Below are 26057 nucleotides of genomic sequence, written 5' to 3' on the forward strand. Positions count from 1 at the left end.
GCCACACAAGATACAAGGTGTAATTATTTCCTTTAATTTAAAGGTTGTTTCATCGCGTGTTTCCTGCATTTCCTTCAAAATTTGTGCGTTTGTCTCTATTCCTCTTTACCTGCTTCGTACATATTTTAATAAGGAGTAAGAACGCATAAAGAAAAGAAATGAAGGAGGTAGCAGGATGGCATTTCCATATTATCCTTACTATTATCCGTATGCAGGTGGCTACGGTTATGGCGGCTATGGCTACGGTTGGATCTGGGCTGTAATAATAATCTTGTTTATTCTCATCTTGATATTTGGTGGCTGGTGGTGGTGGAACACCAGAGATTAACAGATTAAGGCTTGGAGGTAGGGTCTTCAGGCCTTTTTTTGCTTAAAGTATGATTGAAGCGTTATGCGGGGATAATGAAGTAAAAAATGGAGAGATGATATGCACAGTCGTCAGACAGTTCGCTATATTTGTGAAGAGTATACTAGCGGAAACTGTTATTACTACAAAAGTGAAATTATTACACATGATAATTGGAAAAATCTTGACTCCCTTTCCTGGTCAAGGCCCCGTCCAATTTCAAAGAGAACCTTTTTGAAACAAAAAAAAGCGGGCTATAAAACAGAGCATAAGTTTATTAAAAAAGAACCTGCTGTGGTCATAGCATTGCCTCAATTGTAAAACCGCCTTTCTCATGGCGGTTTTGTTCTGTTCTATGGATTTTTTTTGTCATTACAGTCAGCTGAACACGTAAGGAGTTTGTGCTTTGAGCGAAAAAGAAAGATTTTGAGCGAAACGAGAGCGCGTTTGAGCGTAACTCAGCGTTTTTGAGCGAAACTCAAAGAATCTGAGCGAACGTGTAATAAAAATAAGAACACGTACCGTGAAGGTTATACCCAAAGAGAAAACAAAGCAAATAATTGAAAATAGGATTACATACATTCGGCTGATGGGAATACAAGTCATAAGAGGCTATAAAAAGGAGTGAACGAAGTGGACAAATATCGAATTGCCAAGGACACGTTGGGTGAAGTGAAAGTTCCTGAAGATGTTTATTATGGTGCTCAAACTCAGAGAGCGGTAAATAATTTTCCAATAAGCGGTCTCAGACTGCCTTTTTCTTTTATTAAAGCTCAAGCGATCATCAAAGCCAGTGCTGCCGCTGCCAATAAAGAATGCGGTGTTTTAGACACTAAAAAAGCTGACAGTATTATTCAGGCTGCTGAAGAAATCATCAATGGCAGATGGAACGACCAATTTGTTGTGGATGTATACCAAGCAGGTGCAGGCACCTCACAAAATATGAATGTTAATGAGGTAATCGCTTCAAGAGCGGCTGAGATTCTAGGTGGAGAAAAAGGTGATTGGAGTCTCGTCCATCCAAACGATGATGTAAATATGTCACAATCTACAAACGACACTATTCCAACAGCTATACATATTTCAATTGCGGGTCAGCTATATGAAACGCTGTATCCTGCTTTAGATCATTTACTTGAAGTCTTGGAAGAAAAAGTAAAAGAATTCCATCCTGTTGTCAAAGCAGGTCGTACACATTTGCAGGATGCGGTGCCGATTAGGTTGGGGAGTGAATTTAAAGGATATAAAGGAGCTGTTCATTCTGTAAAAAAAGCTATAAAAGATGCTGAAAAGTATTTATTCGAACTTGGTTTAGGCGGAAATGCAGTAGGAACCGGAATTAATGCCCACGAGAAATATGCAGGTCTTGCCATAAAGGAGATTGCGAACCGTACGAACCTGCCATTCACACAAAGCGAAAACACGTATATGTTCATGCAAAATACAAATGCTGCGATCCGTATTAGCGGCCACTTAAGAGAACTAGCGATTCATCTCATAAAGATCTCAAGCGACTTGCGTCTGTTGAGCAGCGGACCGAGAACTGGACTTGCAGAAATAACACTGCCGGCGGTCCAGCCTGGTTCTTCTATCATGCCAGGAAAGATAAACCCGGTCATTCTAGAGAATTTATATATGATTTGTTCACAGGTTGTTGGTAACGACTCCTGTGTAACGACTGCAGCGATCGGCAGCCAGCTTGAAATCAATCCAATGATGCCTGTAATCGGTTATAATGTTTTGCAATCTATTTCGATCATAAGCAACGGGATGAATGTATTTACGGATAAATGCCTGAAGGGAATCAGCGCGAATAAAGAGAGAATTAAAGAGTGGCTCGACCAAAGTCTTTCCCTGGTAACAGCATTGAATCCTCATATCGGATATGAAAAGGCAGCTGCACTGGCAAAAGAAAGCTTTGAGTCAGGGAAAACGTTGAAAGACCTTTTAATTGAAAAAGATTTATTCACACCGGAAGAAGCGGAGCGTATTTTAGATCCGAACTCGATGATTTAATTAAAATTGTTGTAACTTTTTATTGTTTTTCTCGACAAATATAGTACAGATTCCTTGTTTTTCATTTTATTAACAAAAATGTAGTGAATAGTTAAAAAAAGGCGTTATAATTAAAAGGTATTTCTCAAATATAGGAATTGATTTAATATATTGGAAAACTTTTTTACCTTTTGAGATTTATGAAAAACTTGATATTTGAACTGCTGATCTGGGAGGAACTTTAAAATGTGCGGCTTTATTGGATATATGTTGAATACACCTGAAACTGCTGAGCAGCAGGAAACAGAAAAATTAATAGCGATGACAAACATCATTACACACAGAGGTCCGGATGATAGCGGACACTTTGTTGATCAATATGTCCGCTTTGGCTTCCGCCGTTTAAGCATCATAGACCTAGAAAGCGGGAAACAGCCTTTATCATATGAAGACGACCGTTATTGGATCATTTTTAATGGAGAAATCTATAATTATGTTGAAATAAGAAAAGACCTTGAAGAAAAAGGTTTTGAATTTAAAACTCATTCTGATACGGAAGTCATTCTCGCTCTTTTTAGCGAAAGACGTGAAGAGGCTATGAAAGAACTTCGAGGAATGTTCGGTTTTTTAATCTGGGATAAGGAAACGAAAGAGCTATTTGGTGCCCGAGATCCCTTTGGAATCAAGCCCTTCTTTTATTTGGAAGATGAAGAAGGTTTGTATTGTGCATCTGAAAAGAAAAGCATTACTTTAGCAAAACAAGAGCAGCATATTGATGCTGAAGCACTGCATCACTATTTAACTTATCAATTCGTACCTGAACCGATGACCCTAACTAAGGGAATCAAAAAACTTGAACCAGGGCATTATTTTGTTAAAAAAGCTGGCAGACCTTTAAAGATCAAGTCATATTGGAAGCCGGATTTCACTCCAAAAGATATGACAATTGAAGACGCTAAAAATGAAATTCGCTCAAGTATGCGTGACTCTGTAAAAGTGCACATGCGTTCAGATGTACCTGTTGGAGCTTTCTTATCTGGCGGCATAGATTCCAGTGCAATTGTTGCGTTGGCAAGCGAACTTCATCCATCACTGAAAACTTTTACAGTAGGGTTTGAAAGAGAAGGTTTCAGTGAGATCGATGTAGCAGTGCAAACGGCAGCTGCGCTAAATGTCGAAAACATTCATTATCTCGTTAAACCTGAAGAGTTTATAAGGGAGCTCCCAAAGATAATCTGGCATATGGATGATCCTGTTGCAGATCCAGCTGCGGTTCCATTGTATTTTGTGGCTCGTGAAGCTGCAAAACATGTAACAGTCGTATTATCAGGTGAGGGAGCAGATGAGCTTTTTGGGGGATACAACATCTACCATGAACCAAACTCTTTACGTCACTTGTCTTCCATGCCAAAAGGGATTACAAAAGGCCTTGCTGCTCTTGCAAAGGTACTTCCTGAAGGGATGAAAGGCAAAAGCTTTCTAGAACGAGGGAGCATGACGATTGAAGAGCGTTATATTGGAAACGCCAAGATGTTTTCGGAATATGAAAAGAGTCAGTTGCTTAAAGATTATCGGTCAGCTTATAACTATAAAAATGTGACTAAACCTTTATATGATCAAGCTGAAGCCTTTCATGATGTACACAAAATGCAATATATTGACCTTCACACATGGATGAGAGGGGATATACTCGTTAAAGCAGATAAGATGACCATGGCTCATTCCTTGGAACTGCGAGTACCATTTTTAGATAAAGAAGTATTTAAAGTGGCTTCAAGTCTGCATCCTAATCTAACCGTAACCAACGGAACTACTAAATATGCCTTAAGAGAGGCTATGCAAGGGATTGTCCCTGATTCAGTACTTCACCGCAGAAAATTAGGATTTCCTGTACCGATCCGGCACTGGCTGAAAAATGAAATATACGACTGGGCTAAACAACTGATTCAATCGAGCGATACGGATCAATATCTTAATAAAGATTTGGTGCTTAATCTCCTTGAAGGACACCGTGCTGGAAGAGGAGATTACAGCAGAAAAATATGGACCGTACTGATGTTCATGCTATGGCACCAGATAAATATTGAAAAAAGATACAATTTCGGAAAGAACGAAATGTACAATCCGAATATCGAACAGGAATTAACGTTAACAGGACGTTAACACTCCATTTATTAATTTTGCTTGTACTGTATAGTTATGTTATACTTAACAGGTTAAAAAATAGTTAGGAGTGTTTTCATGAATTTTGAAGTAGGTAGCATTGTTGAAGGTAAAGTTACAGGCATTAAGCCTTTTGGTGCGTTTGTTGCATTAAATGATAATGTACAAGGTCTTGTGCATATTTCTGAAGTTTCTCATGGCTTCGTTAAAGATATTAATGACGCTTTAAGTGTTGGCGACGTTGTGTCAGTAAAGATTCTTTCTGTTGACGAAGACAGCAAGAAAATTTCACTTTCCATCCGACAAACACAAGAAGCACCAGCGCCAGCACCGAAAAAAGAGCGCCGTCCTGGTGGTTTCAACAACAAGAAAAACACAAGCAACAACAATCAAGACGCTAACAAAGGTTTCAACACTCTTGAAGCGAAGCTTAAAGACTGGTTGAAAGAGTCAACAGATCGTCAGGCTCAACTTAACAAGCGCCTTAAAAAATAATAAAAAAACCTCTCATTGCGAGAGGTTTTTTTTTATTCAAAATCTAATGATTAAACACGATTATGTTCAGGAGTTCTTTCGCCGCTTAATTCTTCAGATGGCTTAAATAATAGTGTTAGACAGTACAAGCCAGATAGACCAACAAGTCCATAAACGATGCGAGCTAAAGCAGCGTCCTGTCCGCCAAAAATGGCTGCAACAAGGTCAAACTGAAAGAATCCGATCAAGCCCCAATTTATTGCTCCAATTATCACTAATGCTAACGCAAATCGCTGTAATCCACTCATTTGTGTTCCTCCAATTTTATTAATAAAATACTCCCTTATCGTTCCAATTTTTAACTATATTTATACATACCCCACTTCAGCAGGATGAAAAACCTTTACTAACACATCCTAATATTCGGTAAGCTGATTACTTTACTTTTTGAGGCTCAGTCCCACATAATACGGGTTAAATGATGTAAGGAGGAATATTTACAATGAATGAATTTATATATTATAACCCTACCCGATTAGTATTCGGTAAAAATCAAATTAAAGCATTAAAAGATGAACTTGGCCGTTACGGTAAAAAAGTACTCGTTGTTTATGGCGGGGGAAGCATAAAACGAAACGGATTATACGATGAAGTTATGAGTGAATTAAACGAGATGGGGATGGAAGTAAGTGAGCTTTCTGGTGTAGAGCCTAATCCGCGGCTGTCCACTGTAAAGAGAGGAGTAGAGCTTTGTAAAGAGAACAAAATTGATTGCTTATTGGCTGTTGGCGGCGGAAGTGTCATTGATTGTACAAAAGCGATTGCAGCAGGAGCAAAATATGATGGAGATGTTTGGGACCTCATCACTTTAAAAGCTCAGCCGCAAGAAGCACTTCCTTTTGGTACAGTTCTTACATTAGCAGCTACTGGTTCAGAAATGAATTCAGGATCAGTTATCACAAATTGGGAGACACAAGAGAAGTATGGTTGGGGAAGTCCGTTAGTATTCCCTAAATTCTCGATATTGGATCCAACTTATACGTTCTCTGTTCCAAAAGATCAAACGATTTACGGAATTGTGGATATGATGTCTCACGTATTAGAACAGTACTTCCATAATGCAGAAAATACACCTTTGCAGGACAGGTTTGCTGAATCCATTCTATTAACGGTCATGGAAACGGCACCTAAGCTGCTGGAGGACCTGGAAAATTATGAACTGCGTGAAACCATTCTTTACAATGGGACGATGGCGCTTAATGGAACCCTCCAAATGGGTCTTCGCGGTGACTGGGGAAGCCATAATATAGAGCATGCTGTATCAGCTGTATATGACATTCCTCATGCTGGCGGTTTAGCTATCCTTTTCCCAAATTGGATGAGACATAATGTAGATACCAATGTGCAAAGATTTAAACAGCTAGCTGTCCGTGTATTTAACGTAGAAACAGAAGGTAAATCAGATAAAGAAGCAGCATTGGAAGGGATTGACCGGTTATCTGCATTCTGGACATCTCTAGGTGCACCAAACACATTAGCCGATTATGATATAGACAGTTCAAAGCTTGACCTAATAGCCGATAAAGCAATGGCTAGAGGTGAGTTTGGCAACTTCAGCAAGCAAAATAAAGAAGACGTATTAAACATTTTAAAAATGTCATTATAAAAGAAGGGGATGTCCCCTTCTTTTTTATGCAATAGTAAAGAATATTTCGTCTATTCGAACGAAACCGTTTACATTAATGAGGTTTCTTGATTTGCTGAGTTCCATTGTATAAAGTGAAAGAATAAATGATTGTTAGGAGGCTTACATATGACAAAGAAGCTGAGTTTTGATTATAGCAAAGCCCTTTCTTTTATTGGGCAGCATGAAGTTGATTACCTTACAGGAGCTGTTAAAACAGCACATGAGGCAATCCACGAAAAAACAGGTGCAGGCCATGATTTTTTAGGCTGGGTCGATCTGCCAGAGAACTATGACCGCGAGGAATTCAGCCGAATCGTTAAAAGTGCTGAAAAGATTAAAATTGATTCTGATGTTTTGATAGTTGTTGGAATCGGAGGCTCATATTTAGGAGCAAGAGCGGCGATTGAAATGTTAAACCATTCTTTCTACAACCTGTTATCCAAAGAAGATCGTAAGACTCCGCAAGTATTCTTTGCTGGACAAAACATCTCATCAACCTATGTAAAAGAGCTTTTCGATGTATTGAAGGATAAAGATGTTTCCGTTAATGTTATCTCTAAATCTGGTACTACAACAGAACCTGCTATCGCGTTCCGTATCTTTAGAAAGTTTTTAGAAGAAAAATACGGAAAAGAAGAAGCACGCAAGCGTATTTATGCTACAACAGATCAAGCACAAGGTGCATTAAAAACGTTAGCTAACGAAGAAGGCTATGAGTCATTCGTTATTCCTGATGATGTTGGCGGACGTTACTCTGTATTAACAGCTGTAGGACTTTTACCGATCGCTGTAAGCGGAGTTAACATTGAGGAAATGATGAACGGTGCCAAAGATGCATCAGTAGATTTTAACAATCCAAACCTAGCAGAAAACATGGCTTACCAATATGCTGCTGTTCGAAATGCATTATACAACAAAGGTAAAACCATTGAGCTAATGGTTAACTATGAGCCGGGCCTTCACTATGTTTCTGAATGGTGGAAACAGCTTTATGGAGAGAGTGAAGGGAAGGACTACAAAGGAATTTATCCTGCGTCTGTGGATTTCACAACAGACTTGCATTCGATGGGACAATACGTTCAAGAAGGACGCCGTGACCTTTTCGAAACGGTTCTTTATGTGGATTCCGCACGTGAAGAGTTAACGATTGAAGAAGATGATCAAAACTTGGATAAATTGAACTTCCTAGCAGGCCAAACAATGGATTTTGTTAATAAGAAAGCTTTCCAAGGCACACTTCTTGCACATACAGACGGTGGGGTACCAAACCTAATCGTGAATATTCCAGAAATGTCTCCTTACCATTTTGGATACATGGTATATTTCTTTGAAAAAGCATGTGCGGTCAGCGGATATCTTTTAGGCGTTAATCCATTTGATCAGCCAGGTGTAGAAGCATATAAGAAAAATATGTTTGCTCTTTTAGGCAAACCTGGATTTGAGAAAGAAAAAGAAGAGCTTGAAAAGCGATTATAAGAAAAAGAAGTCTGGTCAATAGACCAGGCTTTTTTGTTTGGAATGAACAAAGAGCTGCATGCAACATCCCATTTGATTTTTCTTTGTGAAAAAAACAAAAAGGTCGAATCTAAACATGAACCGCAGTTCACCGAACAAAAATCACAGCTCACCGAACAAAAAAGGTAATTCACCGAACAATTTTTCTAACCCACCGAACAAAAATGTATCTCATCAAAAAATATGTCCGCCTCAAAAAGACAACATTACTAAAGTGAAAGCTTTGTACTCTGCTCCTGTATTTTCTGTAATCCAATCCACTTATTAGTGAGGGTCTTATAATCTATCTATAATTTGGAAAGCCTAAACATTAGAACAAGAAGGAGGGTGAACATGAAACCGATAAAAAGCAGGCTTGAAAACGAATTGATTGCATTGAATGAAGCGGAAGATATTCTCAAAAGTATGGGCTTTTCTTACGGAGGCAACTGGGATTATGATCATGGCTATTTTGATTACAAACTCGATGATGAAGACGGATATACATTTTTAAGAATCCCATTTAAGGCTGTTGAAGGGGAACTTGATAAAAGAGATACGACTGTTCAAATGGGTGAGCCATTCTTGTTGGCACATAAATATCAGATCGGTCTTGATGATCATGCAGGAGCAGGGAACTTATCAGGGAGTGTAAATCAATTTTCGGAGCCTCAGGATCCGGATGCTACAATTGATAAAAAGTGGATCGGCATAGCGAAAGAGCTCGTTCAAAAAGCTGAAGCACAGTTATTAAAATAAAAAATAGATGGGCATTGTTTGCCTATCTATTTTTGCATGAGTTTATTATATAAGCAATTGACCATTTCGTTAGCAGCGAGGTTTGAAGTTTGAATAATATGATCCGCTCCAGCTCTTTTAGCATTAGCTGTTTGCTCAGAAGTCAGTATTTCAGCATGTATAAGAACTTTTTCATTTAACCCACGTGCAGTTAGAATCGATAAGATAGTGTTCATATCAGCTTCATTTTCTTTCAAATTAGCGTCTGCCGTAATCAGGACAACCTGCGCTTGATCAATATTTGCTTTCATCCATATTTGATCCTCACTCGCTTTTCCTTGGATAAAATGAACGCCTTCTTGATACAATGGATTTGATGTTAAAGAATCATCAATGAGAAGAATTTCATAGGTTTCTTTACTTTCCATCATTGCATATATAGTTTTTCGTGCACGTTCGTTCCATCCAACAACGATAAAATGGTTTTTATTTTTATACATATTTTTCCCCTCAAAAAAACGATTTTCCTTCTTTACTACAGCACTCGCAAAGTGAACGGTTGAGAAAGCTAAAAAAGACCCGCCTGAAAATACAAGGATAATAGCAAGTACTCTCACCTCAAATGTATGCGGGGCATAATCGCCATAACCGACAGTGCCAGCAGTCATAACCGCCCAATAAAAGCCTTCAAAAATAGTAGGAAAAGTCTTTTTTTCTAAGAAGTGTGCTAAAATAGCGCTCAAATATAAGATAAGCATAAGAATGATGCTTAATCTAATCAGCATAGGCAGTCTTAAATAGGTATGATAAATTCTGAGCATATGCACTCCTCCTATTATCACTATTGCCAATTAAGATAGAGGCTTATACGGATAATTCGAAGGGAAACAAAAGAAAACTCCGGATAATCTCCGGAGTTTTAAGCATTATGAAGCTTTTTGTGTGCTGAATTCAGCTGCTGAATCAGCTTTTTGTTCACAATAAGTGTTTTGATTAGTTGTCTGGTCTTTTGCTGCTAATCCTTTCAATTCTTCTGGGGAAACAGCTAAAGACTGATTTTGTAATAATAAATGATTTTGATTTATAATGGCTAATGCTTGTTTCTTTAAGTCTTCTTTTAGTAGGTTAGAATCACTTTTGATTTTCACTGTTATAACGAGGTTATCAATAATGATTTCAATGTAAATCCATTCTTTTGATTCAGGTTCTGTTGTTGGTTCAGGTTCTGTCTGAACAGGAGGTTCCTCTGGATCAGCAGGGGGAAGATCGACCTTAGGTTTCGCCTCTTTTGGTTTTTCTTCTTTAGGCTTTTCCTCTTTAGGTTTTTCTTCCTTTGGTTTTTCCTCTTTTGGAGGTGCAGCTGCCGCTGCTGTCAAAGGCACGTCTTTATTCTTGGCCGCTTCTTTTTTAACAGGTTCTGGTGCCTTTTCTTCTTTTTTAGGTTCTGCGGCAATAATAGAATGAGTATTCTTAGGTTTTGCTGCCTTTTCTTTACGAGTGTTCTTTACTTTTTCCTGAACTGCAACAGCTGTCTTTTCTTTTACTTCTTCTACTTCTTCTGCTTTATTATCGAGAATGGGTAGCGGCGGCTCGTATACTTGATCTATTTCTTCTGTTTTAGCTGGTGTTGAAATTTTTTCATCATTTTCTTCTAGAAGTTCTTTGATCGGTCCAACTTTTTTTGAAATCTCTTCAATGGTATGGCCAGAAACCTCTTTTGCACTAATTTTAATGCCAGATTTCTTGGCAGCTGTATAAATAGCATAATGACCCGGTGATATTTTCATTTTTTTAGCTTTTTCACGCTCTTTAGAACTCATAACGATTGTCGTCATTTCGACTGATTTCTTTTTTGCAGTCTCGGTCATGACCTCATTGACCTTTTCCTTCATTTCTTTTTCCTTATTCTCTGGAATTTCTTCAGAAAGAGTTGTTGTAATAAGGACTTCCTCTTTGGTTTTTAAATATCCTAGATCTTCACAAGCTTCAAATATAAGGTTGGTCACATAGCCAATCTCTTTTTCCTCCCAATCACCCATATGTTCAAGAACAGTATCTCCTTGCTCATTGAAAGATAAAATGCTGAGGACTTGCATTTCTTCGTTGATTTTTAATTCAAGGCTCGGATCCATATCCATTCCGACATAAGCATACGCTCCTTCTGTTGACATAGGAGACAAGACTTGAAAGAACAATAGAAAAATAGCTAAAGCTGCTGCAGTTGCAGTTTTCCAGTTGATAAATACAGAGAAGATGGAATCTTTCTTTTCTTTAAGAACAGGAATCATGATTTCTTGTCCAACCGTATAAGCAGGATTCGTATTTTTAACCTTCTTAAATTCTCCGCCTTCAGCCAGAACGATGAGGTGGCGGCTGTTGACTTCTACAATAATCGCTTTGTTCATTAGTGTTTTCCTCCCGTGCCCGGCACATATTGCATCAACACTTGATAATTTTCAATGAAAATCAATGTTAGTGCGGTTATGTATTCACGCTGCCTTTTCATGGTGAGTTTTTGAACCTGTGATTTTTCATCATGAAGAAGGGGCAAACGTTTCCATGTTAAAAAGTAGTTTCTCATCTCAGGATCTGCCGCAATTTCTTCCGCAACTTGAATCGCTTGAAGTCTATTTTCTTCTTTTGGTGTACAGGCCGCTAATTGGCTAAATTCAATATCGAAATCCTTTAGTCTGCTTTTAAAATGAGATATCTCTCGTACAGGGTCTGGATTTGCAGCTTTCTTACACAGACCTGCCGCCGTTTCTGCGGCTGGAGATTCCTGTATCGGCTGCGAAGATTTCTGCTTTTTGTTAAACCATCGGCGAATCAACTTTACCCCTCCTTCCTTCATATTTCACTTATGTAAAATAATATATTTCAAGATAATAATAACCAAATTATTATAGTATACTTTTGCTTGGAAATATAGTGAAAAAAGTCACGTCTATCGAATGTTAGGGAGTTTGATAGTAAAAAGAGATGGAGAAACTGATGAGTGGGTGATAAACGTGAAATATAATAAAGAAGACCGAGAAAAATACAGTGATGCCATCGATCGTATGCAAGAAGGTCTGGACAGTATGATTGATTTATATAACGAAGCGGAAGATGATGAGGATCTTATTCAATATGAGGAAGAGGTTATCGCTGCTATTAAGGAAGCGAAAGAAACTTTCGGAAACGACTTCATCGATCAAAAGATCAATACCATCGTCAAAGAAGTTCTCTCACTGATGCAGGGGGGACAGACCCGGGGACAGACCCCAGAAAAAGACAAATAGCCTTTTTGTTTATATGGAACGGACACTTACATAAGTAACAAGGCAGCAGAAACAACACAACTACGCCTAATGGTTAAATCAAACCATTAGGCGTTTTTTGTTGTCTTAGGCTTATAAACTTACAGATGTAACCTGCAAATTATAAAAACAGAGAGGTTTTAAAAAATGTACATAACGATCGGAAACATGTTCCAGCAAATCCAAAGGGTAAGAACGAAAAGCATAGATACAGGAATAGAAACGGAGTATTGTACCCATACAGGCATGTTTTTGCTTAGCTGCCAAAGCTTTCTGATTACAAGAATTAAGACAGGCAATGCAAGGAGAAGGAAGAATAACTGTACCCAGGAGACATACGTTGCAGTGTCTGGTTTTAACGAAAAGAATCCAATTATAAACGTTACAGCAATGACACCATAAGCTGGCCAGGTAATTTGTTTGAACCGTAATGAATCTCCTCTAGTTAAAAGATAGAAAGCTGCTAAACAAACAATTGTAAAAAGGAACATTAGATAACCTCCGATTTGCTATTTTTATTAAACTATTAACTTCTTATGTATTTCATGCTCTATCTTTTGAAAATCAATATACTTTCTTTTACCTCTAAAACGATAAAACAAATCCCATCTAAAAAATAACACTTGTAATTTTTTGTATTTAATAGAAAAATAGAGAAAAGACAATTCTTGTAAAATAGCTTCAAAATAAATCAACAGGGATGTAGCTAATGAAAAATACTCCAGCCAAATTACAGGACAATAATGAAATCATGTATACATTATACGAGGCAGTTTCCAGTGGTATTATCGTGTTGGAGCGAACGAATCGTATCCTGCTTGCAAACAAGAAAGCGTGTGAAATACTTGGGCTTTCCAAATCAGAAATGGAAGGTTCTTTTTTATATAATATGCCATTTGAAGTAATGGATCAGCTAAAGAATAAGGTTTCTTTCGAAGAACTGCCCTCACAGACTACTATTCGAACGGGCACAGAAGTTAACAACTGTGAAATTGGCATTACCGGAAAAGGACTTAATGGTATTCGCTGGATACTAGTAAGTACTAAGCCTATTTTCTTAACAGAGAAAAAAGCAGATCACATAGTTATTACACTAGTAGATATCACGGCTAGGAAGCAAACCGAACAAGCCTTAAGTCATAGTCAAGAAAGATTTCTTTCACTTGTTGATTCAATGGAAGATACCGTTTTTACATTAGATGAAAATCTAATACATACAGGCATCTATGGAAAATGGATGGAAAAACATAATATTACACCTGAATATTTTTTAGGAAAATCGTTAAAAGAGGTATTTGGAGAAACAATCGCCGAAGGGCAGGAAAAAGTATGCCAGCTTGTTCTGAAAGGAAAGTCTCAGGTCTATGAATGGAGCAATGTTCGAGACGGAGAGCGGCTATATTATCAAGCCATACTCTCTCCTATTAAGAACGAGCAAGGACAAGTAGAAGGCATTGTTGGAGTTTCAAGGGATATTTCAGAAAATAAAAGGATGGAGATCGGCCTTCTGGAAAGTGAAGAGAGATTTCGGCAATTTGCTGAAAATGCTAAAGATGTTTTTTGGATGGAAGATTATAAATCACGAACACTTATCTATGTTTCAAAAGCGTATCAAAAAATATGGGATATAGATGAGACAGAGACTTTTTCATCTGTCTTTACTAATATTTATCCTGATGATCAGTCAGAAGTCCAAGGGTTTATTCAATCAATTGCAGGCGGGGAGTCACAAATTGAGTACCGCATTCAAAGCAAAAATAGAAAAGTCCGCTGGATCAGAACGAGAGCTTTCCCTATAACAAATGATAGAGGAGAAGTTTATAGAATTGCCGGTATTTCTGAAGATATTACTGAACTGAAAGAAAAAGAAGAACTGCTCAGAAAATCTGACAAACTTACTGTCGTTGGTGAACTGGCAGCAGGTATAGCCCATGAAATCAGGAATCCTCTAACGAGTATAAAAGGATTTGTCCAATTGATGAAACAAGATATGGATGACTTGCACAGCGAAATTATACTGTCAGAAATGGATAGGATCGAGTCGATCATAACTGAATTTTTAGTTTTAGCTAAACCTCATCAGGCTACAGTGTTTCAGCATCGGAACGTAAATGATTTTATTAGACAGACGATCACTCTTTTAGATTCAGAAGCTAATCTTAACAATGTACAGTTTAGAACAATGCTTAAAGATGTACCACAAATACTTTGCGAAGGAAATCAAATAAAACAAGTTATTATCAATGTCATAAAAAATGCGATAGAATCTATGCTGTATGGTGGAACGATCACCGTTGAAACCGGTACTTTTGATGAGAGCTATGTGTTCATAAAAGTGACAGACGAAGGGTCTGGAATCAGTGAAGAACGTCTTGCAAGATTAGGAGAACCTTTTTATTCAAACAAAGAAAAAGGAATAGGTTTAGGATTGATGGTAAGTCTGAAAATTATTGAGAACCACCACGGAAACATCACGTTTGAAAGTATGTTAGACGTTGGTACAACTGTCACGGTCTTGCTGCCTACTAAACTTTTACCATAGCAAAAATATCAAACGCTTTTTTAGCCTCGGCTGAAAAGCGTTTTTTTGCTTGCTTACTAGGTGTTTAAATCTTTTTTGATATGGGTAAATAACGCATAGGAGCGTGGAGGGAATCACTTTTTTAACCTGTAAATTTGCGGAAAATTGAGAAAGATTACATTTCATGCTACCATTGTCATGTGGGGGTAACCTGCTAAATGGGATTTCAAGGAGGATAAGAATGAAGGATTTCAAAAAGAAGATTAGTATTTTAACAGTCATTTTTTCAATGATGGTGCTGGCTGCATGTGGCAGCAGTGAATCAAGTGACGGTGGACCAGAGTTGAAAAAAGAAGGGGAATTTAATTTTATTGTGTCTGGGGAGTTTCCTCCATTCAGTTCTGTTGATAAGAATGGTGAATTAACAGGATATGATGTAGCAGTGGGTAAAGCAATTGCAGACGAACTTGGCTTAAAGGCTGTTCCAGAAAAGTTCAAGTTTCATGGTGCAGTTTCTGCAATAAAGGCAGATCGTTTTGACGCAGCAGTGGCAAGCCATACAATCACTGAAGAACGTAAACAAGCAGTGAATTTCAGCGAGCCATATTATTATTCAGGTCCAGTCATTTTTACGAGACCGGACAGTGATATTAAGACGAAGGAAGATTTAAAAGGAAAAGAAGTTGCTGTTTCAAAAGGTTCTACCTATGAAAAATCTGCTCAGGATTTCACGGATCAGATTAAAAACTATGACAGTGATGCAACAGCATTACGTGCATTAAGTGAAGGAAAACATGATGCTGTCATTACAGATGCGATCACTGGTAAACAAGCGATCGAAAAAGGGTTCAAAATTGTAGAGCAAGAGCAGTTGGGTACGAGTGAACAAGCGATTGCTGTTAAAAAAGAAGATAAAGAACTGTTAAAAGCTATTAATAAAGCTCTAAAGAAGCTTAAGGACAGTGGAGAGCTTAAAAAGCTTAGTGAAGAATACGTCGGTGCTGATATCACACAAAAGCCTGAATAACCTATGTGAGCCGTCCGCATGACAAAAGTGCAGGGCGGCTTTCTTTTTCAGAGAATAGAGAGGAAAAGGGGAGAAAAACTGCATGTTTGATATAGCACATATTCTAGATGTATTAATAGAAAGTTACCCGCTCTTCATGAAGGGTCTATGGATTACCTTAAAACTAACCGTTGTTTCCATTCTGATCGGAACTGGAATCGGACTTGTTTTTGCACTATTTAAAATATCAGGAATTAAAATCCTTAATTGGATCGCTAACATATATATTGCACTGATTCGTGGTACACCACTAATCGTTCAAATCTTTATCTTTTATTTTGGTCTGGCTGAATTAGGCATCTCAGCATTCTGGTCTGCAGCTTTTGGTCTTGCTATGCATAACGGTGCTTATATTGCTGAGATCTTCAGAGGATCTATCCAATCTGTAGACAAAGGACAGATGGAAGCGGGCCGCTCTTTAGGAATGCCATACGGTTTGACGATGCGCAGAATTATTTTGCCGCAAGCCTTTAAACGTGCACTTCCTCCACTTGGAAATCAATTCATCATCGGGCTTAAAGATTCTTCCTTGGCATCTTTTATCGCGTTATCAGAGCTATTCAGTATTGCGACCACTCAAGGATCGAGAACGTTCGATGAGATGACCTATTTAATCATTGTTGGTTTATACTATCTGATCCTAGTCCTTCTTTTCACTCTTCTCGTTAATATGTTGGAAAAGAAACTTTCAGCTGGGGAATAGGAGGAGATTAATATGAAAAGAGAAATGATTCGAATCGAAAACCTGAAAAAGAGCTTCGGTGATTTAGAGGTATTAAAAGAAGTAAATCTTAATGTTAATGAGAGTGATGTTGTCGTATTAATCGGTGCAAGCGGATCAGGGAAAAGTACGCTGCTGCGCTGTATTAATTTCTTGGAGATAAAGAATGGCGGGAAAATTGTGATTGAAGGAGAAGAAGTTGATCCCAAGTCTCATAATTTAAATGAAGTACGCCAAAAAGTAGGAATGGTATTTCAGCACTTTAATCTATTTGCTCATAAGACCGTTCTTGAAAACGTAATGGAAGCACCAGTAATGGTGAAAAACGAAGATAAAAAAGAAGCTGAAAAAGATGCGAGGATCTTGCTTGATAAGGTAGGCTTATCGGATAAAGCAGATGTATATCCAGCTAAGCTGTCAGGGGGACAGAAGCAGCGTGTTGCTATTGCAAGAGCGCTTGCTATGAAACCTGATATCATGCTATTTGATGAACCCACTTCAGCACTAGACCCTGAGCTGGTTGGTGAAGTATTAGCCACAATGAAAGAGCTCGCTCAGGAAGGAATGACGATGGTTGTTGTTACACATGAGATGGGCTTTGCTAAAGAAGTGGCAGATGAAGTTGTATATATGCATGACGGGCAAATTTGGGAAAGAGGAACACCATCCGAGTTGTTTAATAACCCAAAAGAAGATCGTACAAAAGATTTCTTAAGTTCCATTCTTTAATCATAAAGGGTGCAGCACTATGCTGCACCCTTTTATTGTGCTTTATTTAAGGCTCTTTGAAGTGGTTAATTTCCACTCCAGGATGCTCGCTTTCCGCGGGGCGTGCGGTGAGCCTCCTCGGCACATAGCGCCTGCGGGGTCTCACCTGTCCCGCTCAAGGAAGTAACCTTGCTCCTGCGTCTACAAGTTAATGCTAACGCAGTAAGCTTCCTCGGCGCATGCCATGCTAGAAGCTTCTCATGTAGTAGGCACGCACCTTGCGTTCCAATCAACTTGTCAAAGAAGCTTATAATGAAGCATCCATCACTGTCTTTTTCTTTCGCTCTTGGATAAGCAGTACCGCACCCAACACAAGCAATATACCTGTAATCTGAATGAAAGATACGGATTCCTTAAATAGTAATAGTCCCATAACGGTTGCGACAACCGGCTCCACTGTCGAAACGATAGACGCTTTACTCGCTTCAACCTGTTTTAATCCCTGCGTATAGAACCAATAAGCCAGAACAGTTGGGAATAGTCCGAGCCCTGCTGTATATGCGAGTGCATGAGCATCAAAAGCAACCGTTTCCGAAGAATAGATGCCGCTTATTGGAAATAAAACGATCATAGCAAATAAAAATGTGTAGAAGCTGATCGTCAATGTTTCGTACTTTTTCGATGCCAGTTTTCCAAAAATACTGTAGAGGGAGTAACCGAATCCAGCTCCGAGCCCAGTAATTAATCCTGTCCAGGATAGCTCGGAGAAATTGCCCGAAAAAATACCTGAAACAAACATACAGCCTAAAAAAGTAATGAATAATGCAGTAAGCTTCTGCCACGTTAATTTTTCCTTGAAAACAAAGATAGAGATCAACAAAACAAAAACAGGTGCTGTATATAAAAGGATAGCTGCAATAGCCAGCGAGGAATGCTGGATCGTTGTAAAGTAACACCAGTTAAAGAAGGAAACGCTCAGCACGCCTGTACCGAAAAAATACCAGCTGTCTCTTACTTTGATTTTCAAAAGTGCGGGTCGGTAAATCATGATCCATATAAAAAAGAAGATAAACGCGCTAATGGCTCGTAAGAAAACGATCTGTAAAGGTGAGTATCCGATCGAAGCCAGCTCTTTAACGAAATACCCGATAATTCCCCATAACGAAGCGCCGATCGCCACAAATAGGAATGCGATTTTAGTTTGATAAGACATAGTGATACATCCTTTGTTTTGATGAAAATCTGTTCCTAGTTGAACTCTATCAAAAAACACCTTCACTGTATATGACAATGAAGGTGTTGATCTTATTTTAATGATGAACTTTATCGGATATGTTTTCAGTTTCATCATCATCTTTTACAATATCTTCATCAATATCATCTTTAAAAGCAAATGATAGCAGAAGAGATACAAGGATTCCACCGCCGATTAAGTTTCCGATGGAAGCTGGAATCAAGTTAAGCAATATGAATTCATACCAGCTGTATTCAAAGCCTTCTAATACCGTAATACTGAAATATCCCATATTTGCTACTGCGTGCTGAAAGTTTCCGGCTTCAAATATGATGACAGGCAATAAAATTCCAAAGATTTTCCCCATTACATCACGGGCTGCTGTAGCAAGAACTGCAGCTATACCGATGAGCCAGTTTGCAAGAATTCCTGAAAAAAGGACTTGAAACCATCCCCATGTTCCCCGCTCGGTAAATTGCATTTTCTTTTCCATGAACTTGAGCAGTCCTTCATAAAACTCTTTATCGAGAGAACCTGATAAATTCAATAAAAATCCAACAAAGAGGGCTCCAAGGAAATTTCCAATATAACAAATTCCCCAGAAACGCAAAACGTTTTTACTGATCCAATACTTGCTCTGCAAAATATAACTTGGAAGCAGTACATTGATCTCAGTAAAAAGTATGGAACCAGATAAGAATATCATGGCATAACCAATCGCAAACCCAACACCTGCCAGCAGATTATAGGGTCCTGGTGTATGGACTTCCATTGATAAAAGAACAGAACCTAGCGCTCCAAATGCAATGAATGCACCTGCCATAAAAGATAGAATAAATTGTGCTAAGTTCGTAATCTTTAAGGATTCTTTTCCTTCTTCTATGAAGTATTCAATAATTTGTGCCGGAAAGAAATACTGCCGATCAGGTACATCTGGTGTCTTTTTTTGGTTTTTTCCCATTCATTTTCCCTCAAATTTCGTCATTCTTGTTTTATTACTCTTCCCAAAACAAGAAACCAAGAAACTAAATACAGTATAAAGTATTTAAAATGTAATCTAATGCCCCTTCATGATATGTGGTAAAATAGAGAGGAAGGGAAGTGCTCACTTGAAAGGATCAGGTAACATTTTTAATCAAGGGGATACCGTAACAGTTTTAAAAACGGGTGAATGTGTAACCATCTCAAAATTTCAGTATGTTAAACATATGAAGAAATACTGTTATAAAGTTAGTGAACATCCTGGTACTTTTTTCTTTGAAGAAGAATTTAAAAATGGTAAAAAGAAACGCTGAATTTACTATTTGACATATAAAGATAAAAAGAGCATTCCGCTAAAAAAAGCGGAGTGCTCTTTTTTCGTAAACAAGTACTTATCTCGATGCTGTATGCCCAGCAGCTGCAGATGCATTAGATCGAAAGCCAACATATATAGATGAAAAGGCAATTGCAAAATGCAGGATGTTTGTTGCGATCATAAACATGATTCCTGCAAATTCATGGGTGAATAAACCTAGGATAGCTACGAGCAGATACACCCCTCCAAAGATCTTTGCATAGAGAATGCTTTTTGCTTCACTTGAACTCATAACTAGAGCCACAATACCAGAAACAATGTGAATTACATTATGAATCGGTGTCAGATGAAATAATCCCTCCATCGGAAACACAAAACCTATCACACCCAGAATAAGAAAAACGATTCCTAAAACTTTAACAAATTTACTAGCCATTCAAAATCCCTCCCATTTTTAAATATGATTACAAACATTTTATTCCACCATTTCAACCTTTGTAAACCTATTGTATAACATTTGTTAAATCAATATATTGTGAATTAGCACTTAATATTCCAATTAAAGGTGTTCTACAAGATTTGAGTTCTTTTTCATCGGATTGTGACAGATTTTTCAAACGAGACTTTGTATAATCTTCATGCAAAGCTGGAGCAGGGGGGATACAAATGAACGTGCTGCAAAATTTAGTGCTCTCTACTACGATCTTACTTTCGAGTACGTCTTTATTTGATACAAATCATATTAAACGATTTTGGCACAAACCCGTGTATGATTACGTTAACCCTGAAATATCTATTGTGTTTGCCGGTGATACAATGATGGACTGGTCAATAAAGGATACAGTTAAGACAAAAGGACCGGATTATCCATTTCGTTATGTGCAAGAAGAAATTGAGGCAAGTGACTATGCTGTTGTTAACCTTGAAACAGCTGTTACCGACCATACTGGAGTCTTCACGAAAGAATATAACTTTAAATCAGATCCTATAGCTCTACAGGGTCTAAAAAATGCAGGGTTTGACCTTATTTCTCTAGCTAACAACCATACGATGGATTATGAGACCAAAGGGCTGCTTGATACCCTGAACCACATACATACATATGAAATGTCTTATATAGGAGCAGGAAGAAACGCGAAAGAAGCATACAGTTCAAAAGAAGTTGTAATTAAAGGAAAGAAATTAAGGTTTCTTGCATTTTCGAGGGTACTGCCTAGTACATCGTGGGTAGCAGGGGAAAACAGTCCCGGGATAGCTAACGGCTACAACTTAGGTCTCATAAAAGATATCGTCAGCCGTGAGAGCAAATTATGTGATTATTTGATGGTTTACATGCATTGGGGGAAAGAGAGAAGCAAGCACCCAGAACCGTATCAAGTGAATTATGCACAAACCATGATAGATGCGGGGGCAGACGCGATCGTGGGTTCTCATCCCCACGTTCTTCAGGGATTTCAGTATTACAAAGGGAAGCCAATAGCTTATTCCTTAGGGAACTTTTTATTACCGGACTATGTAAAGGGTGATAGTGCAGAGACAGGATTATTAAAAATTAATATTGTAAATGGAAAAATAGGTATGCAGTTCAAACCTTATTACATTAAAAACGATACGGTTATAAAACTAGATTCAAAAGAGGAGAAACGAATACTCGCTAAATTAGAGGATCTTTCCTACCAACTAAAATTAACAGGGTATGATTTTATATATTAATATTTTGGCAATTTCTACTCCCATAAGGGAAATCAACTACTTTCAATAGCAACATTGTATGCGGAAAAAGCCTTTAGAAAAGAGTCTATATAAAATATTTGCGTTTAAGGAGAGACTTTATCGTTTCTCTTTTTTTGTTGATGATTACCAAATATACATGAGGTTTGTCTTAGATTAAGTAAAAAAAATGAAATATTAAAGACTACTATACTCATGCGCACAAATTTCTTCTCCTCGTTATAATTTTAATATATTTAAATAATTAAGTTTTGGGAAGGAGAGGAAGCTTTGAAGAGGAGATTTATATTATTTATTGCTTTCATGTTAGTTGGAATAACATCAATGAGCGATAAAACTCAAGCTGCAAGCTATGTAAACCCGAATCAAACGTATACATATGAAACAATGACAAGTAACATTAAAACTCTTGCACAAAAATATCCCGGGTTAGTTCAATACCGATCTCTAGGGAAAACACCATATGGAAGAGACATATGGGCAGTAAAGCTTGGCAGAGGGGATGCGACAGTCCTATATAATGCCTCACATCATGCCAGAGAATGGATTACGACGAATATCGTGATGGAGATGATCGATCAGTACAGTGAGAAGTATGTAGTGAATGGAACGATGGAAGGATACAACGTTGCACATGTTCTGAATAACACTTCCATATGGTTTGTGCCGATGACTAATCCAGATGGAGTCACTCTGCAGCAAAAAGGATTGTCAGCATTTCCGTCATCAGCACATGCAAACCTTATAAAAATGAACGGCGGAAGCAAAGACTTCAAACGCTGGAAATCCAATGCAGAAGGCATAGACTTAAATCGGCAGTATCCGGCAAGGTGGGAAGAAATCGATAATAATACAAAAGCACCTTATTACAAAGATTATAAAGGAAAAGCACCGCTTCAGACGATGGAAACAAAAGCAGTTTCTGCACTTACCTACTTAGTGGACCCAGAATTAACAAATTCCTATCATACTGCAGGAAGAATTCTTTATTATCACTTTAACTATGGGACCAATACATATGAAGGTGATAAGACATTAGGAACTGCACTTTCTGGGATGACAGGGTACAGGCTAATTCCTCCAGATGCTAAACTATCCAGCGGAGGCGGTTATAAAGACTGGTTCATTCAAACATTTAAACGTCCTGGTTTTACTTTTGAACTTGCACCTTATCCAGGTGAAACGAACCCTCCGATCTCTATTTTTTCAGAAGAATGGAGCCGCAATAAAAAAGCCGGCCTATATATGGCGATAGAAGGGGATAAGAGATGGGAAAAGAGAATTACACCTCTAAACAAAACCATTACCCTGACACAAAAAGTACTCCTGCATGATCGTCCAAATACCAAACATAAAATGGCGGCAGCGAGTCTGTATCCCGGAACTTATAAGGTAAATGCGACATATGGCAACTTTTATCGTATACAGACTATTCTTGGACCAAAGTGGATCTTAAAATAAAAATCAATCTAAAACAAGCAGTGGATTGCTGCTTGTTTTTTCATATCAGCAAAAGAAAAAATGAATAATCCCCTAAGAGTTAGGAATGATAATATGGAAAAAATATGAAGGAGGTTATTCTTTATGCAGCAACAGAATCAAAATCAGATGCAAAATCAACAGCAGCCTGTCTATCAAAATCCGCCACAAGTAATAACAGGAAAAGATCTTAATTATGTTAGAGACATGCTTTCATGGAATCTTCTTGGAATGAAAAAGGCACATTTTATGGCAACTCAATGTCAGGATCCAGAAATAAAAGCAACACTTGAAAAGGCATGTCAAATGCATGAAAGCCACTATAAAAGAATTTTAGGGCATATCTCATCTCAACAATCAGCAATGAATCAGACACAAGCTAATTTACAAAACTAGAAAGGAGCTAAAAAAATGAATGAGCCTAATAAACTTCAAAATCCTGAGTCTGCGGTACCGAAAACGCCAGAGATGAATGACCGGGATTTCATTAATGATATTTTGTCTTATGAGAAGTATATGACAGATTCTTATTCAGTAGCTTTAAATGAAGCAAGTCATGCAGCTCTCTATCAAGATTTGCTTGCTGTATTTAATGAAACTCAAAATATGCAAAGAGAACTTTACAACATGATGTTTAAAAAGGGCTGGTATGCACTTGAAGCAGCGGATGCACAAAAAATGCAGCAAACCTATCAGCAATTTTCGAACTATATGAATCAGTTTCCGCACCAGGGACCAGCACAATAAGATAGTAAACCAGTAGGATGATCCAAAAGGGTCATCTTTTTTTGTATACTATTGCCTATCTCATTGATATTTTAAAATACTACTTTTTGTGTACGGCTAACTAGTAAAGAATATGTGTTTTTATAAATACACTGGATTTCTATTTATTATTTGAATATTATGATAATTAAATGAATGGCGACTCATTCATTTCGATGTCTTACATACATTTGGAGGGATTCTAAATGAATACATTTAAGTTGCTTTCCGCAGAGTTCAGCAAACTCACTGCAAATAAAGCGATTCTTTTTTCAGTTATTGCAGCATTGCTTGTACCTGTTGTTTATGGCGGAATACTTTTATCAGCCACTTGGGGACCGTATGATAATCTTTCTAACTTGCCAGTTGCAGTAGTTAATAATGATAGGGGTGCTCTCTCCGGAGATCTGCCTATCAATGTGGGCAGTGATCTAGTGGCGAATATGAAAGAGGGAAAAGATCTCGGCTGGAAATTTGTAGATTCGGCAGAAGCCATGAAAGGAATTCAGAAAAACGATTACTACATGGCGATCATAATACCTGAAGATTTTTCGGAAAGGGTAACAACCGTAACGGATTCAGATCCCAAAAAGCTTGAATTAGAATACATTCAGAATGAAGGGCTTAATTTCCTGGCCTCTAAAGTAACAGAAACAGCTGCACAAAAAATGCGTGAAAAACTTGCGGATACCATCACTGAAAACTATGCAGCAAACATATTAGGTGAAGTTTCTGAAGGATTCGGAAAAGCTGCCGATGGGTCATCTCAGCTCGCTGCTGGAACAGATCAGCTTCATAAGGGAACAAATAAACTCTTAACCTCTGTTACTTCCAAGCAGTCAGATATTACGAAGCTCGCAAATGGAACAAAGGAATTAAAAAGCGGAACAGGACTTTTATTAGAAACGCTTAATGAAAAATCTGGAGATATTAACAAATTAGCGAATGGTTCAAAACAGCTGCACGAAGGGACCGTCAGTTTAAAGGATGGATCTTCTCAAATTCTCGCGGGACTCCAAAAAGCTGAAACTGGCAGTGAGGAACTGAAGAATGGTGTAGCAGAACGGTTGGTGCCAGGAAGCAGAAAGGTCGCAGACGGTACAGGCAGGCTTAAGGATGGTTCTGCTGAACTTGCAGCTGGTGCACAAAAATTAGTTGCGGGACTTGAAGAATATAAGAAGGCGAATCCAACTGTCAATGTAGGTCCATATTATCAGCAGATTATGGATGGTGCAAAAAAGATATCAACCGGATTAAATAACCTTTCCACCAAATCAGTCGCATTGAATGAAGGAGCAGTTTCGGTTGCAGATGGAATCGCTTACAAAGTTGCGCCAGGTACAGAAGCTCTTAATGATGGGCTTAATCAGCTAGTTGCCGGACAGACAAAACTTGATCAAGGAGCAGGAAAACTTGAATCTGGGGCTGCCCAGATTGCGGACGGAAATGCAAAGGTTGATAAAGGGTGGAACGAATTAATATCCGGAGTTACTAGATTAGATTCTGGAGCAGGAAAAATCTCAGCGGGTAACGCAAAAGTTGATGAGGGATGGAAGAAACTGTCTCAAGGAGCAACTAAACTAAATGACGGAGCTGGTAAAATTAACGATGGAAGCGAAAAACTATCATCTGGTCTTAAATCAGGTGCGGATAAAACAGGGGGTATGAATGACAAAGATAATATCAATATGTTTGCCTCTCCTGTTCAGCTAAAAAGCAAAACAGTAAATGAATATGAGCACTATCGTGATTCAACTGCTCCATATGTGATCACCCTAGCGTTGTTCGTCGGAATCTTGATTATGTCTCTATTTATTGATTTTAAAAGGCCGCCGTTTATTTCGAGCTTTAACTGGTTTGCGGTAAAGTTTCTTAATCTAGCATCCCTTGCTGTAGTTCAGGCGATCTTATTATTAATTGTTGTGTTATTTTTAAAAGTGAATGTGAGCAACTTTTGCGGATTGATCCTTTTTGCACTGGTTGCTAGTATCACCTTTTCTGCCATTGTTCTTTTTTTAGCAGCTTTTGGTGGAAATTTAGGACGTTTTATCGCGTTAGGATTTGTTATCATGCAGCTTTCGATAACAGGTGCAAACCTTCCGATCGAGATGCTGCCAGAGCAATATAGAAGTCTTAGTCAATACTTGCCTTTCACTTATTCAATCGCAGGGTTTAAATCGGTTATTTCGTTAAACGATTTTGGAGCTGCTATTTCAAACATGGCCATCCTGCTAACCTTTCTCATTGTGTTTGCCCTGTTAGCATTTGTTGTGTTTACCTTCAAAAAGGACAGAACACAAAGCCAAGAGAGGGAAGTTACAGCATAGATCACAGAAAGA

At 38.1% G+C, this 26057-nt stretch carries 26 protein-coding genes; 18 read left to right on the top strand and 8 right to left on the bottom strand.

All coding sequences use genetic code 11. From position 1 onward, the window contains the following. Positions 1-175: 175 nt before the first annotated feature. The 4 genes from EV282_RS04695 (at position 176) to yugI (ending at position 4999) form a co-directional block, all read left to right on the top strand. Positions 176-328 carry a sporulation protein YjcZ gene (locus EV282_RS04695; RefSeq protein ID WP_083207830.1) on the top strand — a complete coding sequence of 51 codons (153 nt, stop codon included), beginning with the start codon at positions 176-178 and terminating at the stop codon, positions 326-328. A gap of 651 nt (positions 329-979) precedes the next feature. Further along, positions 980-2362, top strand: a complete 1383-nt coding sequence (locus EV282_RS04705; protein ID WP_130294196.1) for a class II fumarate hydratase — start codon at positions 980-982, stop codon at positions 2360-2362. 225 nt (positions 2363-2587) lie between these two features. Continuing rightward, entirely contained in the window at positions 2588-4504 is a 1917-nt protein-coding gene (gene asnB / locus EV282_RS04710; RefSeq protein ID WP_130294198.1) for an asparagine synthase (glutamine-hydrolyzing), read from the top strand. Between the two features lie 78 nt (positions 4505-4582). Next, positions 4583-4999 carry a S1 domain-containing post-transcriptional regulator GSP13 gene (gene yugI, locus EV282_RS04715; protein WP_130294200.1) on the top strand — a complete coding sequence of 139 codons (417 nt, stop codon included), beginning with the start codon at positions 4583-4585 and terminating at the stop codon, positions 4997-4999. 50 nt (positions 5000-5049) lie between these two features. On the opposite strand, the gene EV282_RS04720 is transcribed toward yugI, so the two are convergent. Continuing rightward, entirely contained in the window at positions 5050-5286 is a 237-nt protein-coding gene (locus EV282_RS04720; protein ID WP_130294202.1) for a DUF378 domain-containing protein, read from the bottom strand. A gap of 194 nt (positions 5287-5480) precedes the next feature. Here EV282_RS04720 and EV282_RS04725 point away from each other — a divergent pair, with 194 nt between their 5' ends. The 3 genes from EV282_RS04725 to EV282_RS04735 all read left to right on the top strand — a co-directional run bounded on the left by EV282_RS04725 (position 5481) and on the right by EV282_RS04735 (position 8918). Further along, positions 5481-6644 (top strand): iron-containing alcohol dehydrogenase, encoded by a 1164-nt coding sequence (locus tag EV282_RS04725; RefSeq protein WP_130294204.1) that lies wholly within the window; start codon positions 5481-5483, stop codon positions 6642-6644. 147 nt (positions 6645-6791) lie between these two features. Then, positions 6792-8141 (top strand): glucose-6-phosphate isomerase, encoded by a 1350-nt coding sequence (locus tag EV282_RS04730; RefSeq protein ID WP_130294206.1) that lies wholly within the window; start codon positions 6792-6794, stop codon positions 8139-8141. Positions 8142-8513: 372 nt separating this feature from the next. Further along, complete coding sequence (locus EV282_RS04735; RefSeq protein ID WP_130294208.1) at positions 8514-8918, top strand: YugN-like family protein; 405 nt, start codon at positions 8514-8516, stop codon at positions 8916-8918. A gap of 26 nt (positions 8919-8944) precedes the next feature. Here EV282_RS04735 and EV282_RS04740 read toward each other — a convergent pair whose 3' ends face one another. From EV282_RS04740 to EV282_RS04750, 3 genes are all read right to left on the bottom strand, one after another. Then, a complete protein-coding gene (locus EV282_RS04740) occupies positions 8945-9718 on the bottom strand; it encodes a potassium channel family protein (RefSeq protein ID WP_130294210.1) in 774 nt (257 codons plus the stop codon). 105 nt (positions 9719-9823) lie between these two features. After that, entirely contained in the window at positions 9824-11302 is a 1479-nt protein-coding gene (locus tag EV282_RS04745) for an anti-sigma factor domain-containing protein (protein WP_130294212.1), read from the bottom strand. After that, entirely contained in the window at positions 11302-11727 is a 426-nt protein-coding gene (locus tag EV282_RS04750) for a hypothetical protein (protein WP_130294214.1), read from the bottom strand. Before EV282_RS04750 ends, EV282_RS04745 begins: the two co-directional genes overlap by 1 nt. Before the next feature lie 178 nt (positions 11728-11905). On the opposite strand from EV282_RS04750, the gene EV282_RS04755 reads away from it, so the two are divergent. After that, the gene (locus EV282_RS04755; RefSeq protein WP_242611834.1) at positions 11906-12178 is read left to right on the top strand and encodes a hypothetical protein; all 273 of its coding nucleotides are present in this window, start codon (positions 11906-11908) and stop codon (positions 12176-12178) included. A 158-nt stretch (positions 12179-12336) separates the two neighbouring features. Here the strand turns inward: EV282_RS04755 and EV282_RS04760 are convergent, their stop codons facing one another. Continuing rightward, the gene (locus EV282_RS04760; RefSeq protein ID WP_130294218.1) at positions 12337-12687 is read right to left on the bottom strand and encodes a hypothetical protein; all 351 of its coding nucleotides are present in this window, start codon (positions 12685-12687) and stop codon (positions 12337-12339) included. Positions 12688-12905: 218 nt separating this feature from the next. On the opposite strand from EV282_RS04760, the gene EV282_RS04765 reads away from it, so the two are divergent. From EV282_RS04765 to EV282_RS04780, 4 genes are all read left to right on the top strand, one after another. Beyond that, a complete protein-coding gene (locus EV282_RS04765) occupies positions 12906-14738 on the top strand; it encodes a PAS domain S-box protein (protein ID WP_130294220.1) in 1833 nt (610 codons plus the stop codon). A gap of 220 nt (positions 14739-14958) precedes the next feature. Beyond that, a complete protein-coding gene (locus EV282_RS04770; protein WP_130294222.1) occupies positions 14959-15744 on the top strand; it encodes a transporter substrate-binding domain-containing protein in 786 nt (261 codons plus the stop codon). An 82-nt stretch (positions 15745-15826) separates the two neighbouring features. Beyond that, positions 15827-16486: an amino acid ABC transporter permease gene (locus EV282_RS04775; protein ID WP_130294224.1), complete on the top strand. Its 660-nt coding sequence runs from the start codon at positions 15827-15829 to the stop codon at positions 16484-16486. Positions 16487-16498: 12 nt separating this feature from the next. Next, a complete protein-coding gene (locus EV282_RS04780) occupies positions 16499-17233 on the top strand; it encodes an amino acid ABC transporter ATP-binding protein (RefSeq protein WP_130294226.1) in 735 nt (244 codons plus the stop codon). 286 nt (positions 17234-17519) lie between these two features. Here the strand turns inward: EV282_RS04780 and EV282_RS04785 are convergent, their stop codons facing one another. Both EV282_RS04785 and EV282_RS04790 read right to left on the bottom strand, forming a co-directional pair. Continuing rightward, on the bottom strand, positions 17520-18425 hold the full coding sequence (locus EV282_RS04785) for a DMT family transporter (protein WP_130294228.1): 906 nt from the start codon (positions 18423-18425) through the stop codon (positions 17520-17522). Positions 18426-18522: 97 nt separating this feature from the next. Next, the gene (locus tag EV282_RS04790; RefSeq protein ID WP_130294230.1) at positions 18523-19407 is read right to left on the bottom strand and encodes a formate/nitrite transporter family protein; all 885 of its coding nucleotides are present in this window, start codon (positions 19405-19407) and stop codon (positions 18523-18525) included. 148 nt (positions 19408-19555) lie between these two features. On the opposite strand from EV282_RS04790, the gene EV282_RS04795 reads away from it, so the two are divergent. Next, on the top strand, positions 19556-19741 hold the full coding sequence (locus EV282_RS04795) for a hypothetical protein (RefSeq protein WP_226535559.1): 186 nt from the start codon (positions 19556-19558) through the stop codon (positions 19739-19741). A 78-nt stretch (positions 19742-19819) separates the two neighbouring features. Here the strand turns inward: EV282_RS04795 and EV282_RS04800 are convergent, their stop codons facing one another. After that, on the bottom strand, positions 19820-20179 hold the full coding sequence (locus EV282_RS04800) for a DUF4383 domain-containing protein (RefSeq protein WP_130294234.1): 360 nt from the start codon (positions 20177-20179) through the stop codon (positions 19820-19822). A gap of 230 nt (positions 20180-20409) precedes the next feature. On the opposite strand from EV282_RS04800, the gene EV282_RS04805 reads away from it, so the two are divergent. From EV282_RS04805 to EV282_RS04825, 5 genes are all read left to right on the top strand, one after another. Then, a complete protein-coding gene (locus tag EV282_RS04805) occupies positions 20410-21456 on the top strand; it encodes a CapA family protein (RefSeq protein ID WP_130294236.1) in 1047 nt (348 codons plus the stop codon). A 342-nt stretch (positions 21457-21798) separates the two neighbouring features. After that, positions 21799-22935 carry a M14 family zinc carboxypeptidase gene (locus EV282_RS04810; RefSeq protein ID WP_165389360.1) on the top strand — a complete coding sequence of 379 codons (1137 nt, stop codon included), beginning with the start codon at positions 21799-21801 and terminating at the stop codon, positions 22933-22935. 123 nt (positions 22936-23058) lie between these two features. Further along, on the top strand, positions 23059-23349 hold the full coding sequence (locus EV282_RS04815) for a hypothetical protein (RefSeq protein WP_130294240.1): 291 nt from the start codon (positions 23059-23061) through the stop codon (positions 23347-23349). Between the two features lie 15 nt (positions 23350-23364). Further along, positions 23365-23700, top strand: coding sequence for a spore coat protein (locus EV282_RS04820; RefSeq protein WP_130294242.1), 336 nt, complete (start codon positions 23365-23367; stop codon positions 23698-23700). Positions 23701-23924: 224 nt separating this feature from the next. After that, a complete protein-coding gene (locus tag EV282_RS04825; RefSeq protein ID WP_130294244.1) occupies positions 23925-26045 on the top strand; it encodes a YhgE/Pip domain-containing protein in 2121 nt (706 codons plus the stop codon). Positions 26046-26057: the final 12 nt, after the last annotated feature.

The organism is Fictibacillus sp. BK138 (genome assembly GCF_004216955.1).
Lineage (GTDB): Bacteria > Bacillota > Bacilli > Bacillales > Fictibacillaceae > Fictibacillus.